Source organism: Streptomyces sp. NPDC056361, from assembly GCF_042262805.1.
In the GTDB taxonomy this organism is placed as follows: Bacteria; Actinomycetota; Actinomycetes; order Streptomycetales; family Streptomycetaceae; genus Streptomyces.
Map to the genome: position 1 here is coordinate 39727 of NZ_JBHJQI010000034.1, position 13605 is coordinate 53331.

The following is a 13605-nucleotide window of genomic DNA, read 5'->3' on the forward strand; positions in this document are numbered from 1 at the left end:
CCTTCGCCGGTGCACGGCGCTCCACCTTCCGCGCGACCGGGCCGAGGCGGCCGGTCGGGTCCTCCGTCGGTGGATGACGGGGGCGCCCGGGGCCGAACAGGATGACACCGCGTTCCGCGCCTGTTCGATCCGCCCGTCGGCATCCCCGGAGAAGAAGTGAACGGACATCGTGAAGTGAACGGACACCCCGCCGTCGAGCCCACGGGCCCGACGGCCGCGCCACCCGCGTCCCGGGTGCTGGCGCTGCGCGGTGCCACCCAGGCGGCATCGAACGATCCGGACGAGATCGTGCGGGCCACCACCGAGCTGCTCCGGGAAATCGTCACCCGCAACGCGCTCGACCCGGCCGACCTGATCAGCATCTGGTTCACCGCCAGCCCTGACCTCACCGCCGCGTATCCGGCCCGCGCCGCCCGGGAGATGGGGTTCGTGGACGTGCCGCTGATGTGCGCGAGCGAGATCGACGTACCGGGCGGCAGTCCGCGCGCGGTCCGCGTCCTGATCCACACCCATTCCTCCCGGCCGCGGGCCTCGGCCGCGCACGTCTACCTGCACGGCGCGGCCGCGCTGCGCCCCGACCTGGTCGCCGGGACTCCCGCCGCCGGGCCGGCGGAGCTCTGACCGTGCCCTCGCCCGACTCCCCGGCGGACGCCGCGACGCTGCGGGCCGAGCCGGCCGTGCCGCCGGATCCGGTCACCCGGGAGGAGATCGAGACCCTCCGGCTGCTGCTGGCCCGGGCCGCCGCCGGCGAGTACCAGGTGCTCCAGGCCGGGGACCCCGTGGCCGGGACTCGCCTCGGGGGCGACCGCTCGGCCGTCGCCCGCGAGGCGGGCCTCCTCGACGCGCTGGCGGGGATCATGCGGGTGAACAGCGGCAGACCGGTGTTACGCATCGCCCGGGAGCGTGCGAACCACGGCCTCCGGCCCTCCGGGGATCCCCTGTGGACGAGCCGTGAGGTTCTGGCGCCCGACGACGAGCTGCCCTTCCTTCGGCGCACGCCGACGGGCCGACCCCTGTTGGCGTCCACGCACCTGCCGTGGCTCGGCGAACACGCCCTCCGGCCGGACGGGGCGCGGGCCGGGCTGCTGGCCCGGGTCGCGAACCCGATCGCCTGCGAGGTCGGCCCCCACACCACTCCCGATGAGCTCGTACGCCTGTGCCGCGTGCTGGATCCCGATCGGACGCCAGGCCGCCTCACGCTCGTCTCGCGGATGGGCGTCAACCGTGCGGCGTCGGAGCTGCCCCGTCTCGTGGCCGCCGTGCGGCGGGCCGGGCATCCCTCGGCGTGGCTGTGCGACCCGATGGGCGGCAACACGTTCACCGCCCTCTCGGGCCACCGGTCCCAGCTGGTGTCGATGGTGATCGAGGAGGTCGTCGCCTTCCAGCGGGCCGTCGTCGAGGCGGGCGGAGTGGCCGCGGGACTGCGGCTGCCGACCACCCCGGACTCGGTGACGGAATGCGCCTGGGGGTTCGGCGACGCGGACCGGGTGGCCGAGCGCGCGACCCCGCCGCGCGATCCACGGCTCAACGCCCAGCAGGCGTTCACCGTGGTGGGTGCGTGGGGGCCTCCTCCCCGGCCGGGCGTCGGAGCGTGACGGAGGAGGCCTGGTCAGGGTCCGGGACGATCTGTGCTCCTCGGGGTCCCGGGAGGCCTGGGCTCCTTCGGGGTCTCGGACAGCCGAGGATCCTCCAAGGTCCGGGAAGGGGCGGGCCCGCGTCACGGCCCCGAGCGCGGGCTCGCGTTCACACTCCGGGCATGCAGGCGATCCGCACGTAGGAGAACTCCGGGTCCGGGCCGGCCGTCACCTCCGTGGCGAGTGATCTGAAGAGCATCTCCGTGGAGGCGGCACCGGGGTCCAGGTGGCCGACGCTGCGATAACCGAGGTACGAGGCACGGCCCTTGCGCGCCTGCATCGGGACGGTCGACCGGGCGCCCGTCTTGGCGGCCGCGGCGGCGGCCGTCGCGGCCTCTCCCAGGTCACCGCCCCGCGCGCACACCGCGCGGAACGCCGTCACGGCGGGCGCGTAGGCGTCGACCATGGTCTTGTCGCCCGCGACCGCGGCTCCCAGTCTGACGACGGCGTCGAGTCCCGCCTGCAGCGCGTCGCCGAGCCGGACCGCACCGGCCCGGTCGCCCGGGAGCGCGGCACCCATCGCCTGGAAGGCGCTGCCGTACAGCACCCCGGCGGATCCTCCTACGTGGTCCCGGAGCAACAGGCCGGCCTCGTCGAGCAGTTCGCCCGCGGTGCCCGGCACCTGGTCCCGCAGCAGCATGCGTCGGACGTGGGACGCGCCCCGGCGCATGTTGATGCCGTGGTCGCCGTCCCCGATCGCGGAATCGAGAGCGGTGAGCCTGTCCTCGCCCTCTTCGACGGCCCGCGCGAACCCTCGGAGCCACGCCCTGGCCAGCGCATCGTCCTGCATGCTTCCCCCTCCGCTGCAGCGGCACACGGAAGCCCTGCACCCGACGGCGATGGCGGGCGGCCCCCGATTCCCGACCGTAGGTGGGGACTCTGTCGGGCGTCAACAAACGACAGACCAAGGAAGGATCAAGGCGATCACCTTGGAAATGGAGGGTTTTCACCCATCCGTGCCCGAGGGTCGACCGTGGAGCGCTCAGATTTGGCCATAACGCTGTTCATCATTGCTGAACAGCGTTCTCGATTTTAGGCTTGTTCGGCAGGCATCGAACAATCTGACGAAGGGCGCACCTCATGTCTCTGGAACGTGATCTCTTCGGCGCGGAGCACGCCGAAGACGACACAGCTCGCGTGCTGGTCGCGGATCACGACCCGATCTCCCGTCACGTCCTGACCCGCGTCCTCGGCGCGTCGGCCCACCTCGACGTGGTGGGCGGCGTGAACAACCAGCAACCGCTGCGGCAGTGGCCTCTCGACCGCGTCGACGTGGCCGTCCTGGCGGTGGCCCCCCGGGAGGACGCCACCGGCCTGATCCGCCAACTGGACCTGCGCCGGGTGCGGGTGCTGGTCGTCGGCACCGGATGGACCCAGCGGCGCCTCGACGCCTTCTTCGCGGCCGGCGCCACCGGATGTCTGGTGAAGAACATCAACGTCGCCAAACTCGCCACGGCCATCCGTGCGGTGGCTTCCGGCCACACGGTGCTCTCCCCCGAGCTGCGCACCCTGTACGCCCGTCCCTCCGGCGCCGCACCGGCCCCCACTTCGGCGGGCGCCAAGGATCTCCTCCACACCCTCACCTCCCGCGAGCAGGAGGTGCTGCGCAACCTCACGGAGGGCATGTCGACGGCCGAGACGGCGGTCCGCCTCAGGGTCTCGCCCGCCACCGTGAAGAGCCACATCTCCCACGCGCTGACCAAGCTCGGCGCCCGCAACCGGCTGGAGGCCGTGCTGCTGTTCCAGCGGTCCTGCACCACGGAGGGGGAAGCCTTGCCCGTCGCACCGGCCAGGCCTGTCGAAGTGGCCTGAAGTCCCCCCGCGAACAGGACGGAACAGGCCGACGACGTCCGCGGGCCGGGTCGACGCCTCATACGCCGGATGCACCAGATACGCCGGATACGCCGAGAGGCCGGCAGCCCCGAAGCCGGGCTGCCGGCCTCCCGGCGTGCGGAGCGACTCCCGTCAGTTGCCCGCCCACTCGGCGGCCAGGCGCCGGAGCCGCTCCGCCGCGCCCTGCAGCACCTCGCGGGACGCCGCGAACGACAGTCGTACGTACCCCTCGCCGCCCGCGCCGAAGGCCGAGCCCGGGGCCACGGTGACCGCGGCCTCGTCGAGCAGCCGCTGCGCGAAGGCGGCCGACGACAGCCCCGTCCCCCGTATGTCGGCGAAGGCGTAGAACGCGCCCTCGGGGGAGGCGCAGGTGACACCGGGCAGCGCGTCCAGGGCGGAGACCGTCATGTCCCGGCGCACCGTGTACTCCTTCAGCATCGCCGCCACGTCGTCGGTCGTCCGGGTCAGCGCCGCCACACCTCCGCGCTGCACGAACGACGCGGCGCAGCTCACCGTGTGCTCCTGGACCTTGAGCGCCTGGGAGATCAGCGGTTCGGGCCCCGCCAGGTAGCCGAGGCGCCAGCCCGTCATCGCGTACGCCTTGGAGAAGCCGTTGACCGTGAGCGTCCGCTCCGCGGCGCCGGGCAGGCTCGCCAGGCTGAGGTGGACGCGGCCGTCGTAGACGATCTTCTCGTAGATCTCGTCGACGACGAGGACGAGGTCGTGCTCGACCGCGAACGCGACGATCTCCTCGGCCTCCTCGCGGTCGAGCACGTGTCCCGTCGGATTGGCCGGCGTGTTGACGACCAGGGCCCGGGTGCGGTCCGTCACCAGGCCTTCCAGGACCCGCCGCGACAGCCTGAATCCGTCCTCCGCGCGGAGTTCGGCCGCGACCGCGCGGGCGCCGAGCAGACCTGCCATCGCCGGGTAGCTGACCCAGGCCGGTGTGGGCACGATGACCTCGTCACCCGGGTCGAGCACGGTCATCAGCGCGGTGAACAGCGCCTGCTTGGCCGAGGGGGTGACGATGACGCCGGTGGCCGGATCCACATGGACGCCGTTCTCGACGGCCAGCTTGTCCGCCACGGCCCGCAGCAGCTCGGGAACGCCCCGGCTCGGGGTGTAGTGGGTGTCTCCGCCCCGCAGCGCCGACACGGCCTCCGCGACCACGGGCTCCGGCGTGGGGAAGTCCGGTTCGCCGCCGCTGAGGTCGAGCACCTCGACGCCCTCCCGACGCAGCCGCTGGACCGTCTCCAGCAGGGCGACGGTCGCGGACCGCTCCACATTCGAGAACCGCTGTGCGACACGCATGCTCATCCCACCTTCCTCTCCGGCGATCGCTCGCCTGCCTTCTCCACGCCCGAGCCGACCAACTCGGGCGTCTGCGCCCGGGACACGTCGACCCGGGCCACGGGGCGCAGCGCGTGCGCCGCTATCGCGTCGGCGTCATGGACGAAGTCGCTCCACATGCCCGGCCGGCTGCTGCCGACCTGCATGAACCACCGGGTGTGCTCGGTGGGGATGCCGAGCACGTACATGTCCTCGTCGATTCCGCCGTCGGCGGCGACGGGGTGGAACGGACTCTTGGTCACGGCGACGCCGCCGGTGTCGTAACCGGCGCCGCCGCTGCGGTTGACGTAGCTCGTCCACGCGCCGGACTCGCGCAGCCTCGCGGTGAGCGGGCTGAGGTCGCCGAGCAGGTCGGGGCTGGGAATCCGCGCGTCGACCAGCGTCGTCACCGGCACGGCGGAGCCGGGGACCTGGGCCGAGGACACCACGTACACGCCCTCGGCCGGATCGCCGTCGAAGCGGGTCCGCGGCCCGACGATGCGGAGCAGCCCGCAGTCGAGCAGGGCGAGCACCTGCCGGAGGCGCTCCATCGGCGGCCCTGCCGCGAGGAACGAGGCCCTGGGTACGTACCAGCCGAGGAAGTCCTCCTTCTGCGAGCGCCCGGTCAGCCCGGAGAAGTCGACCAGCTCGCGGAGGACCCAGCGGGTGTCGCGCATGACGTCGAGCGCGGCCTTGAGCGGCGAGGCGACGTTGCCCACTTCGGCATGCGCGAGATCCCGCTCGATCTCCTCGCGGAGCGCCCGGCCGAAGTCCTCCGGGTCCGCGAAGGCGCGGTCCGCGAAGGGCCGGGCGAGCGCGTCGATGTCGATCGGCGGCACGCCGGGCGGTCCCAGGCGTGCGGCGATGGCCTCCACGGAGGGCACGCCCTGCTCGGCGGCGAGCTCCACCCCGGCGACGAACCGGTCGGCGACCTCGCCGCCGAAGCCGCTCCGCAAGGCCGTTCCGTAGTACACCAGCTCGATCTCGGCCTTCAGCCACGGGAGGACGTGGCGGGTGAAGTCGAGCGGGCCGCGGGGCTGGTGGGACCGGATCCGCCCCGGGGTGAACAGGACCGGGCGGTAGGAGTACTGGGGCGGCTTCTGATTCCGGCCCCGGGCCGGCAGCAGCATTCCGCTGCGCGATCCGGCCACGATCACCGGCTCCTCGCCGCTGGGGTGGTAGACGAGCGTGCCGCCCTCGCCCGGGGCGAACCGGCCGCCGCGTCCGACGGTGAGGGCCGCCATCACGTCGTAGAAGGACAGACCGAGCCCGATGACGCCGACGCCGGAGCCCGGAGCGATCTCGTCCAGCGGCATGTCGGCCGCCGACTCGCCCTGGATGTAGCGGAGTTCCGGGTGCTGCCGGGCGAGGTCGGCGAGGCCGCCCTCCCGCCCGGTGAGCCGGTGCCTGGAGTGCCCGGTGGCCAGAACGACCCGGTCGACGTCCAGCCGCTCGCCGCCCGACAGGGCGATCCGGTAGCGGCCGTCGAGCCGTACGACGTCCTCGACGCGTTCCTTGATGCTCCGCAGCCGTACGCCGGCCGGCAGGGACTCCGTCACCGCGTCGAGCACCGAGCGCAGGTACCTGCCGTACTGCCCGCGCGGCGCGTAGCTGTCCGGGCCGGGGTAGTCCCCGACGGACTCCCACCACTGGCCGAACGACGGGCCGGCCCCGGCCCGTGCCGGGCCGCCGTCCGGCTCGCCCGAGTACGCGGAGCACTGCCCCGCCACGGTGTTCATCAGGAACCAGTCGGGCTGGTCGGTCCGATAGACCTGCCCGGCCCCCGGCTCCACCGCGTCGACCAGGAAGATGCGGACGTCCAGCGGGCCCGGGTGTTCCCCGAGCCGGGCCGCGAGCCGCTCGAGCACCATCATTCCTCTGGGCCCGCTGCCGATCACAGCGATGCGCGTCGCACTCATGCGGCTGCCTTCTCCCCCTTGACCTCACGGTCGACGATGTACGGATAACTCCCCAGCAGGCTCAGCGAGTCGACGCTCCTGCGCATCGCCTCGACGGCCTCCGCCAGGCCCGGATGGGCGAGGTGCCGGTCGACCTCGACCAGGAAGTGGTAGCGCCCCCGCGCGGTCAGCCGGGGCCAGGACTGGATCCAGGCGATGGACACCTGCCGCCGGCTCAGCTCGCCGAGCACGCCGGTGAGCACGCCGGGATCCGAGCGGTCGGAGGTGATCAGCAACGCGGTGCGGTCCTGTCCGGTCGGCGGCCCGTCGGGGCCGCTGCGGCGCAGTGACACGAAACGTGTCATGGCGTCGCGGCGCGTGCCGATGTCGTGGGCCAGCACGCTCAGCCCGTAGCGTGCGGCGGTCTCAGGGGCGGCGATCGCGGCGTCGGTGGCCGCCCCGCCCTGCGCCAGTGCCACGGCGGCCGCCGCGGTGGAGTCGGCGATGACCGTCTCCGCGTGCGGCAGGTGCCGCTCCACCCACTGGCGGCACTGGCCGAGCGCGTGCGGATGGCTCACCACCCGCCGTACGTCGGACAGTCTCGTTCCCTCGGCCGCCATCAAGGCGAAGGTGACCCCGATCGTCACCTGGGCATCGATTCTGAGCTGCCCGGCGTGCGCGACGAGTTCCCCGAGCGTGGGCGGGACCACGCCGCTGACGGAGTTCTCCAGCGGGACCACGGCCCTGGCGAACCTGCCGGACCGCAGGGCCTCCACCGCCGCCGGGACGGTGGGGAAGGGAGCGGTCTGCCGGGTGGAGGGCGCGAGCCGCCGGACGGCGGACTCCGTGAAGGTGCCCTCCGGGCCCAGATAGGCGTACCTCATCGCGCCGCTGCCACCGCCAGGCGCGTGCCGAGCTCCAGGGCGAGCCGCTCGCGTACGACCGACAGGTCCTCGCAGTCGCCCTGCTCCCGCTCGGCGATGTGGACGCGGTACAGCTCGTCGAGCTCGGTCTCGTCGACGTCCACGTCGAGCTGCTCGATGAGGTGGCGCAGCACGGTCCGCCCGGAGTGGCGCCCGATCAGCAGCGAGCGCTCGCGGCCGAAGCGCGCGGGCTCGACGTACTCGTAGGTGCTCGGGTCGCTCAGCATGCCCTGCTGGTGGATCCCGGCGGCGGTGCCGAAGACGTACTTGCCGAAGATCGGCTTGTTGCGGGGCTCCTCCAGGCGGATGATCTCGCGCAGCCGGTTGTACGCCGCGTACATGGCCTCCAGGCGGACGCCCGTGGTCATCCCGAGCAGCTCGGTCTTGTACGCGAGGACGGCGGCGACCTCCTCCAGCGAGGTGTTGCCGGCCCGCTCGCCGATGCCGCCGAGCGCGACCTGGATCTCGTCCGCGCCGGCCGCGAGGCCGGCCAGCGTGTTGGCGGTCGCCAGACCGAAGTCGTTGTGGCAGTGGGTGGAGACCTTGATGGGGTGCGGCGCCCATCGGCGGATCTTGCCGATGAGGGTGCCGAACTCCTCGGGAGTGTGGCATCCCGTCGTGTCGGCCAGGATGATGCAGGTCGCTCCCGCGTCCACGGCCGCCTCGGTCAGCGCCCGCAGCAGGTCGTCCTCACCGCGGCTGGCGTCCTCGATGCCGACGGCGATGTCGGTGACGCCCAGGGACACGGCGAACCTCACCGTGTCCACCACCTCCCGCACCGCCGCCTGCCGGGTGATGCCCCGCTTGTGGGACAGGTGGATCTGGCTGCCGGTGGCCACCATCTGCACCTGGTGGTTGTCGACTCCGCCGGCCTCGACGGCGATCTCGACGTCCCGGCGAGTCGTCCGCGAGAACGTGGCGAACTTGGTCCCGGTCAGATGCCGCGCGATCAGCCGGGTCGCCTCGAAGTCGCTGGGCGACGAGGCGGGAAAGCCCGCCTCGATGGTGTCCACCCCCAACCCGGCGATCAGCTGGGCCAGTTCGAGCTTCTGCTCCGGGTTCATCGCGTTGCCCGGCGCTTGTTCACCGTCGCGGAGCGTGGTGTCGAAGACGGATATGCGACGGGGTGCTGCGTACTCGTTCACTTCTCCCCCAAGGGCCTGGGATGCACTCGGCCTCCTCAGCCGAACAACCACCGATCCTCGGGACCCGCCCCCTCCCCGTCATCCGCTGATGGAGGAACCCCGCACGCCCCACCACCCACTCGGAATCACCCCCACGCCTTTGGTGGAGCGAGAGTCCACCAACGACCGTATTCCGCGCCCCTCCTCCTCCCGGGGCCGATGCCGACACCACCGGCGGTCGCCACGATCGGACATCAGGATTCCGAGCAGTACCGCCGGCGGGTCAGGACGGTCGACGCGGCGGCGATCAGGTCCGAGCCCGCCCGCTGAGCAAGGCCGGCAGTTCGCGCATGCCGTCGAAGACGACGGTGCCCGGGCCTTCGAGTCGTTCGGCGGGGGTCGGACCGCCTGCGTAGCCGAAGGCTCGCATTCCCGCCGCGCGGGCCGCCGCGACGCCGGGCACCCGCGCGGGCTTCTTCCGGGTCTTCGACGTGCACGGGGCGCCACGGCGGGATCGGCTCTCCGGCCAACATGCGCATGACTGACGCGAGTTCGGCTCGCGGAACCCGTTGGCCGGCTTCGTCGAGCTGCCGGGCCAACGCTCGACGTACCCGCGCCGGGACGTCGGAGCCGGATGATCCTTCGCGCGCCGTCGACGAGCAGGCCGGTTCCGGCGAGGACGGCGAAGATCGAATAGGGGGACGCAAGCATCTCTGACAAGTCGAGACCGATCAGCACAGGACATGGCGGTGATCTCCGAGGTTCTCCACTGCGACGCCGTTCGCGTCTCCGGAAGAGAGCCCGAACGGTTGAGCATCGCCGCCCGGCTCGCCGCGGAGGCCGGCCTTGAGGTCTGGTTCGCCCCGTTCCCCGTGGACCTTCCCCGCGACCGGTTGCTCCCGTTCTTCGCCGACTGCGCGGCTCGGGCCGAATCCGTACGGAGGGCAGGTGCCGATGTGGTGTTCGTCGCCGGCTGCGAGATCAGCGCGTTCTGCGGCGGTTTCCTTCCGGGCGACACCTACGGCGACCGCATGCGGGCCATGGCCGCCGCCGACATGGAGTGGTGGTCCTCCCTCGGACCCGTTCAGGAACGCCTCAACGACTTCCTCTCCCAGGTCGCCGCGACCGTGCGGACGCACTTCGGCGGTCGGGTGACCTACGCCTCGGGTCCCTGGGAGTTCGTCGACTGGACCGCGTTCGACCTCGTCGGCATCGATGCCTACCGGGCCGCCTACAACGCCGACCACTTCCGGGACGAGCTGCGTGGACACCTCGCGCACGGCAAGCCCGTCGCGGTGACCGAGTACGGAACCTGTGCGTACCGGGGCGCGGGCGAGCGTGGCGGCATGGCCTGGCAGGTGCCGGACGGCGCGGTCCCGGACGAAGACGAACAGGCGCACTACCTCGTCGAGTTGCTGGACGTCTTCGAGGACGAAGGTGTGGACTCCGCGTTCTGGTTCACCTTCGCCGGGTACAGCAGGCCCGGGGAGCTGGACCTCGGCTCCTACGGCGTCGTCCGGGTGCTCGACGAGAGGCGCTGGGAACCGAAGAAGGTGTTCCACACGATGGCGGCCAGATACGGGCGCCGCTGACGAGGACCTCCGGCGGGACCGCCGACAGCCCGTGAGCCGATGGCAGTCGTCGGTGGGTGGAAGCCGGTGTACGAAGGTCAGTCCGCCGGGCGGGAACGCCGGGCCGGGAGTCGGAAGAGGCCCGGCAGTCGCCGCAGGGCTTCGGGCCCCTGCGTAGCCGGCGCGCGCGTAGTCACGCCTGCGGAGGATCAGCCGGCCGGCGGGGCCGGTGCGGTGCGGAGGTGGGTGACCTGGGCGCGGTGACGGGCCCGCTGGATCCTGCGCTCCTCGGCCTCTGCGAGCACCGCGGCCCTGGCCTCCTCCCCCGCGGGGTCGAACGGTGCCGGGGAGAAGCGGCCGCCGGAGGCCCGGACGTGCCGTTCCCAGTCGTCCTGCCAGAACTCCACTGTCCAGCCCGACCACAGTTTCGGTATCTCGTACGCCTGCGTGGAGGAGGCGAGGGACCACCAGCCCAGGCGGTGGCGTTCCGGATCCAGGTGGATGCCGGAGTTCACGTGCAGGCGGCACACTCCGTGCTCGGGGGCATCCGCCAGGCGGTCGAGCAGGGAGGCACCCTCACGAACGGGGTGGTCGAAGGCGCCGGAGGCGACGTGGCAGTGGTCGGTGCCGACGGTACCGACGGTACCGACGGTGACCACCACATCGCCCGGGTCCGGCCCTGCCAGGTCCTCGTCGTCGGGGGCGAGAAACGGGGCTGTGGAGAGGGCGGATCCGGGCCGGCGGACGTACTCCGGATCCAGTCCGACGTACTTACGCAGCTCAGCCGCGCCGTCGTACAACCAGCGGACCTTCCAGCCCTGCCACGCCGCCCGGATCAGCTCGAAGGTGGACGCACGGTGCCGGAGCTCGGTGCTCGGCCCCTCCCACGCGAAGAACAGCAGGACCTTCTGGCCGAGGTCGAGCAGCACTCCGCCCTGGGCCGATTCCTCGTCCAACCACCAGTCGTCCTGATGGAGTTCGGGGAGCATGGCGAGCACGGCCTCCGGTCCGTCCAGCAGGTCGAGGTCGATCCCTACCGCCCAGCCAGTCCGGTACAGCTCGTGCGTTCCGTTCTCGCGGACCACGATGACGTTGGCTCTGTCTCCCATGGGGACAGGATGGTCAGCACCACCCGCCGCTGACCAGCCGATTCTCGGCGGCTCGACGAGGGGGCGGTCCACGGAGCGGGATCCCTACGCCGTCCCGGGTCAGGCATCCCAGGCACGAGGACGGTTCAGCTCTTCCCACTCGGGGCGGAGTAGCGAGAACACGGCGAGGTCGTGGCGGCGGCCGCGGTGAAGGCAGGCGGCGCGGCTGATCCCTTCCTGGGTGAAGCCGGACTTGGCAAGGACGGCGAGCGCGGGCGCGTTGTCGGTGTGGGTTTCCGCCGTGAGTCGATACATCGGGAGTTCACCGAAGGCGAGGTCCACCACGGCGTCGAGGGCAGCGGTGGCGTGGCCCTGCCCACGATGCCGAGCAGCGAGCATCAGCTCGACCTGGGCTGTGCCGTTGACGATGTTCTGGCCGGTCAGTGCGACGTAGCCGACAGGGGTGCCATCGGGAGGGAGGATCAGGAAGTCGTCGCGGTCGTCGTCCTCGATGTCGCGCTCGATGCGCGCGCGCACGGCGGTGAGTGAGCGTGGCCAGATGCCCATCTGGTGGGCGACTACAGGATCGGATCGCCAGCTGTGCATGAGCTCTGCGTCGTCTATGTCGAGTACTGCGAGGCCGACGGATTTCGCCCGCCAGGAAATCTCCCTTTCAGCCTCTGCTTCGTGCTCGTCGCCCGCAATCCTGATGTCTTCGGTCATAGGCGGATGCTATGGGTGCCTTCAGGCCGGGACCACCGTATTTCTCCGCTCCACGGCGCGCGTCGTGATGCCTGGTCATCGACGGGCCCAGACAAGGATGGCAGCCGGCCGGAGTACAGCCTGATACGCGATGACAAGCATGTCGGTTCGCATGGCCAGGCCCCCTCCATTGATAGAGCCGAACGATGCACGGCTCAACGGTATTGCGCTCCTTGTACGTCTCAGCGTCGAATCCAGGGGGCGGACTTCGCGATCCGCGAGTACGTGCTCGGGCCGGGGTCTCCAGCGCTGTGACCGGGAAGGTTCACCGGGTCGTTGGTGCCGTGAAGGTCCGGGTATGGCAGAGAAATCTGGTTGCGGAGGCTGGGGCATGCCTGACACGGTGCGGGTTTCCGTGACATGCGTGAGGTTCCCATGACGATTTACTTCTATGGCGCCGACGAAGTCCCTTATGGATGCTTCTCGAACTTTTCCGATCACGGCTTCGACGTCGACGGGGTGCGGTGGCCAACCGCGGAACACTACTTCCAGGCGCAGAAGTTCAAGGGAACTCGTCACGCTGATCTCATCCGGCGTGCGCGCACGCCGCTTCGGGCGGCGGAGCTGGGTCGTGACTCGTTCAGACCTCCGCGGAGGGACTGGGAGCGGGTCAAGGACGACGTGATGCGCCGTGCGGTGGCAACCAAGTTCCGCACGCATGCCGATATCCGTGACATTCTCCTGTCCACCGGTGACGAAGGGATCGTCGAAGACACCACCACCGATCACTACTGGGGTCGGGGCAGAACCGGGAACGGCAAGAACATGCTTGGACGGATTCTGGTGCGCACCCGTAACCAGTTGCGCGCCGAACTCGCCGAAGCCCCCGACGGCGACGGCGGCCGCCCGAGGCGGTGATCCGGGAAACGTGTGCGGTAGGTGCGCGTCGCACACCCGGGTTCGGGCCGTCCGCGGACCCGGCTCGACCGGGTCCGCGCCGACCAGGCGTACGCGTCGCGCAAGAACCGTGCCTACCTGCGTCGACACGGTATCCGCTGCACCATCCCGGACAAGGCCGACCAGGCGCGCACCCGCAAGAAGCTCGGGTCGCGCGGCAGCCGGCCGCCCAAGTTCGACGCCGAAGAACACGGCGCCCGCATGATCGCCCGCTCATGTCTGTACCCATGCGGGACATTCCCTCGATCCCGAAAGGTCAGCATGGATGTGCTCGATGCGCCCGACCGCCCAGGGGGAGAGTTCGTCTTCGTGGCACGACGTCCGTGATCTCCCGCGCTCCTCGACGTTCAGGTGGCGGGCCCCAAGCGCGGGTAGGACGGCCGACCTCTTGGTACGACCAGAGTGTCGACGGTGCCGTGGGGGGGCACGCGGCGGTGAGGGGGACGAGGCCGGGCGGAGCGGGGGTGTGACGGACGGCAGCCGTCCGAGGGTTCGTCACTTTCGTGCCGTGCGGTCGTCCCCCAACTCCCTTCATCCGCCGTCAGG

Annotated in this window: 13 protein-coding genes and 1 pseudogene; 6 read left to right on the forward strand and 8 right to left on the reverse strand. The window is 71.3% G+C overall.

From position 1 onward, the window contains the following. Window positions 1-174: 174 nt before the first annotated feature. Together aroH and ACFCY7_RS13970 are read left to right on the forward strand one after the other, a co-directional pair. Window positions 175-621 carry a chorismate mutase gene (aroH, locus tag ACFCY7_RS13965; protein WP_376484392.1) on the forward strand — a complete coding sequence of 149 codons (447 nt, stop codon included), beginning with the start codon at window positions 175-177 and terminating at the stop codon, window positions 619-621. A gap of 2 nt (window positions 622-623) precedes the next feature. Beyond that, on the forward strand, window positions 624-1595 hold the full coding sequence (locus ACFCY7_RS13970) for a 3-deoxy-7-phosphoheptulonate synthase (RefSeq protein WP_376484393.1): 972 nt from the start codon (window positions 624-626) through the stop codon (window positions 1593-1595). 148 nt (window positions 1596-1743) lie between these two features. Here the strand turns inward: ACFCY7_RS13970 and dhaL are convergent, their stop codons facing one another. Further along, window positions 1744-2424: a dihydroxyacetone kinase subunit DhaL gene (gene dhaL, locus ACFCY7_RS13975; protein ID WP_376484395.1), complete on the reverse strand. Its 681-nt coding sequence runs from the start codon at window positions 2422-2424 to the stop codon at window positions 1744-1746. A gap of 290 nt (window positions 2425-2714) precedes the next feature. On the opposite strand from dhaL, the gene ACFCY7_RS13980 reads away from it, so the two are divergent. Further along, a complete protein-coding gene (locus tag ACFCY7_RS13980; RefSeq protein ID WP_376484397.1) occupies window positions 2715-3446 on the forward strand; it encodes a LuxR C-terminal-related transcriptional regulator in 732 nt (243 codons plus the stop codon). 153 nt (window positions 3447-3599) lie between these two features. Here the strand turns inward: ACFCY7_RS13980 and ACFCY7_RS13985 are convergent, their stop codons facing one another. The 5 genes and pseudogenes from ACFCY7_RS13985 to ACFCY7_RS14005 all read right to left on the reverse strand — a co-directional run. Continuing rightward, window positions 3600-4778, reverse strand: coding sequence for a pyridoxal phosphate-dependent aminotransferase (locus ACFCY7_RS13985; protein WP_376484399.1), 1179 nt, complete (start codon window positions 4776-4778; stop codon window positions 3600-3602). A 2-nt stretch (window positions 4779-4780) separates the two neighbouring features. Next, window positions 4781-6715 (reverse strand): FAD/NAD(P)-binding protein, encoded by a 1935-nt coding sequence (locus ACFCY7_RS13990; protein WP_376484401.1) that lies wholly within the window; start codon window positions 6713-6715, stop codon window positions 4781-4783. Further along, complete coding sequence (pheA, locus tag ACFCY7_RS13995) at window positions 6712-7578, reverse strand: prephenate dehydratase (protein WP_376484405.1); 867 nt, start codon at window positions 7576-7578, stop codon at window positions 6712-6714. The genes ACFCY7_RS13990 and pheA overlap by 4 nt, the downstream gene beginning before the upstream one ends. Further along, window positions 7575-8762, reverse strand: coding sequence for a LeuA family protein (locus tag ACFCY7_RS14000; RefSeq protein ID WP_376484407.1), 1188 nt, complete (start codon window positions 8760-8762; stop codon window positions 7575-7577). The genes pheA and ACFCY7_RS14000 overlap by 4 nt, the downstream gene beginning before the upstream one ends. 286 nt (window positions 8763-9048) lie before the next feature. After that, a pseudogene (locus ACFCY7_RS14005) lies at window positions 9049-9198 on the reverse strand (HAD family hydrolase); the annotation flags it as partial. 292 nt (window positions 9199-9490) lie between these two features. Between ACFCY7_RS14005 and ACFCY7_RS14010 the strand changes: the two are divergent. After that, window positions 9491-10333 carry a hypothetical protein gene (locus ACFCY7_RS14010; protein WP_376484410.1) on the forward strand — a complete coding sequence of 281 codons (843 nt, stop codon included), beginning with the start codon at window positions 9491-9493 and terminating at the stop codon, window positions 10331-10333. 188 nt (window positions 10334-10521) lie between these two features. On the opposite strand, the gene ACFCY7_RS14015 is transcribed toward ACFCY7_RS14010, so the two are convergent. Both ACFCY7_RS14015 and ACFCY7_RS14020 read right to left on the reverse strand, forming a co-directional pair. Continuing rightward, the gene (locus ACFCY7_RS14015) at window positions 10522-11421 is read right to left on the reverse strand and encodes a hypothetical protein (RefSeq protein WP_376484411.1); all 900 of its coding nucleotides are present in this window, start codon (window positions 11419-11421) and stop codon (window positions 10522-10524) included. Between the two features lie 99 nt (window positions 11422-11520). Then, window positions 11521-12123: a GNAT family N-acetyltransferase gene (locus tag ACFCY7_RS14020; protein WP_376484412.1), complete on the reverse strand. Its 603-nt coding sequence runs from the start codon at window positions 12121-12123 to the stop codon at window positions 11521-11523. 414 nt (window positions 12124-12537) lie between these two features. On the opposite strand from ACFCY7_RS14020, the gene ACFCY7_RS14025 reads away from it, so the two are divergent. Together ACFCY7_RS14025 and ACFCY7_RS14030 are read left to right on the forward strand one after the other, a co-directional pair. Further along, a complete protein-coding gene (locus ACFCY7_RS14025; protein WP_376484413.1) occupies window positions 12538-13020 on the forward strand; it encodes an NADAR family protein in 483 nt (160 codons plus the stop codon). A 21-nt stretch (window positions 13021-13041) separates the two neighbouring features. Next, window positions 13042-13386, forward strand: a complete 345-nt coding sequence (locus tag ACFCY7_RS14030; RefSeq protein WP_376484416.1) for a hypothetical protein — start codon at window positions 13042-13044, stop codon at window positions 13384-13386. Window positions 13387-13605 lie beyond the last annotated feature (219 nt).

Bases quoted from the DNA above. Each gene is read 5' to 3' on its own strand.
- dhaL (WP_376484395.1), bottom strand. From the start codon at position 2,424: ATGCAGGACGATGCGCTGGCCAGGGCGTGGCTCCGAGGGTTCGCGCGG.
- ACFCY7_RS13980 (WP_376484397.1), top strand. From the start codon at position 2,715: ATGTCTCTGGAACGTGATCTCTTCGGCGCGGAGCACGCCGAAGACGAC.
- ACFCY7_RS13985 (WP_376484399.1), bottom strand. From the start codon at position 4,778: ATGCGTGTCGCACAGCGGTTCTCGAATGTGGAGCGGTCCGCGACCGTC.
- ACFCY7_RS13990 (WP_376484401.1), bottom strand. From the start codon at position 6,715: ATGAGTGCGACGCGCATCGCTGTGATCGGCAGCGGGCCCAGAGGAATG.
- pheA (WP_376484405.1), bottom strand. From the start codon at position 7,578: ATGAGGTACGCCTATCTGGGCCCGGAGGGCACCTTCACGGAGTCCGCC.
- ACFCY7_RS14015 (WP_376484411.1), bottom strand. From the start codon at position 11,421: ATGGGAGACAGAGCCAACGTCATCGTGGTCCGCGAGAACGGAACGCAC.
- ACFCY7_RS14020 (WP_376484412.1), bottom strand. From the start codon at position 12,123: ATGACCGAAGACATCAGGATTGCGGGCGACGAGCACGAAGCAGAGGCT.
- ACFCY7_RS14025 (WP_376484413.1), top strand. From the start codon at position 12,538: ATGACGATTTACTTCTATGGCGCCGACGAAGTCCCTTATGGATGCTTC.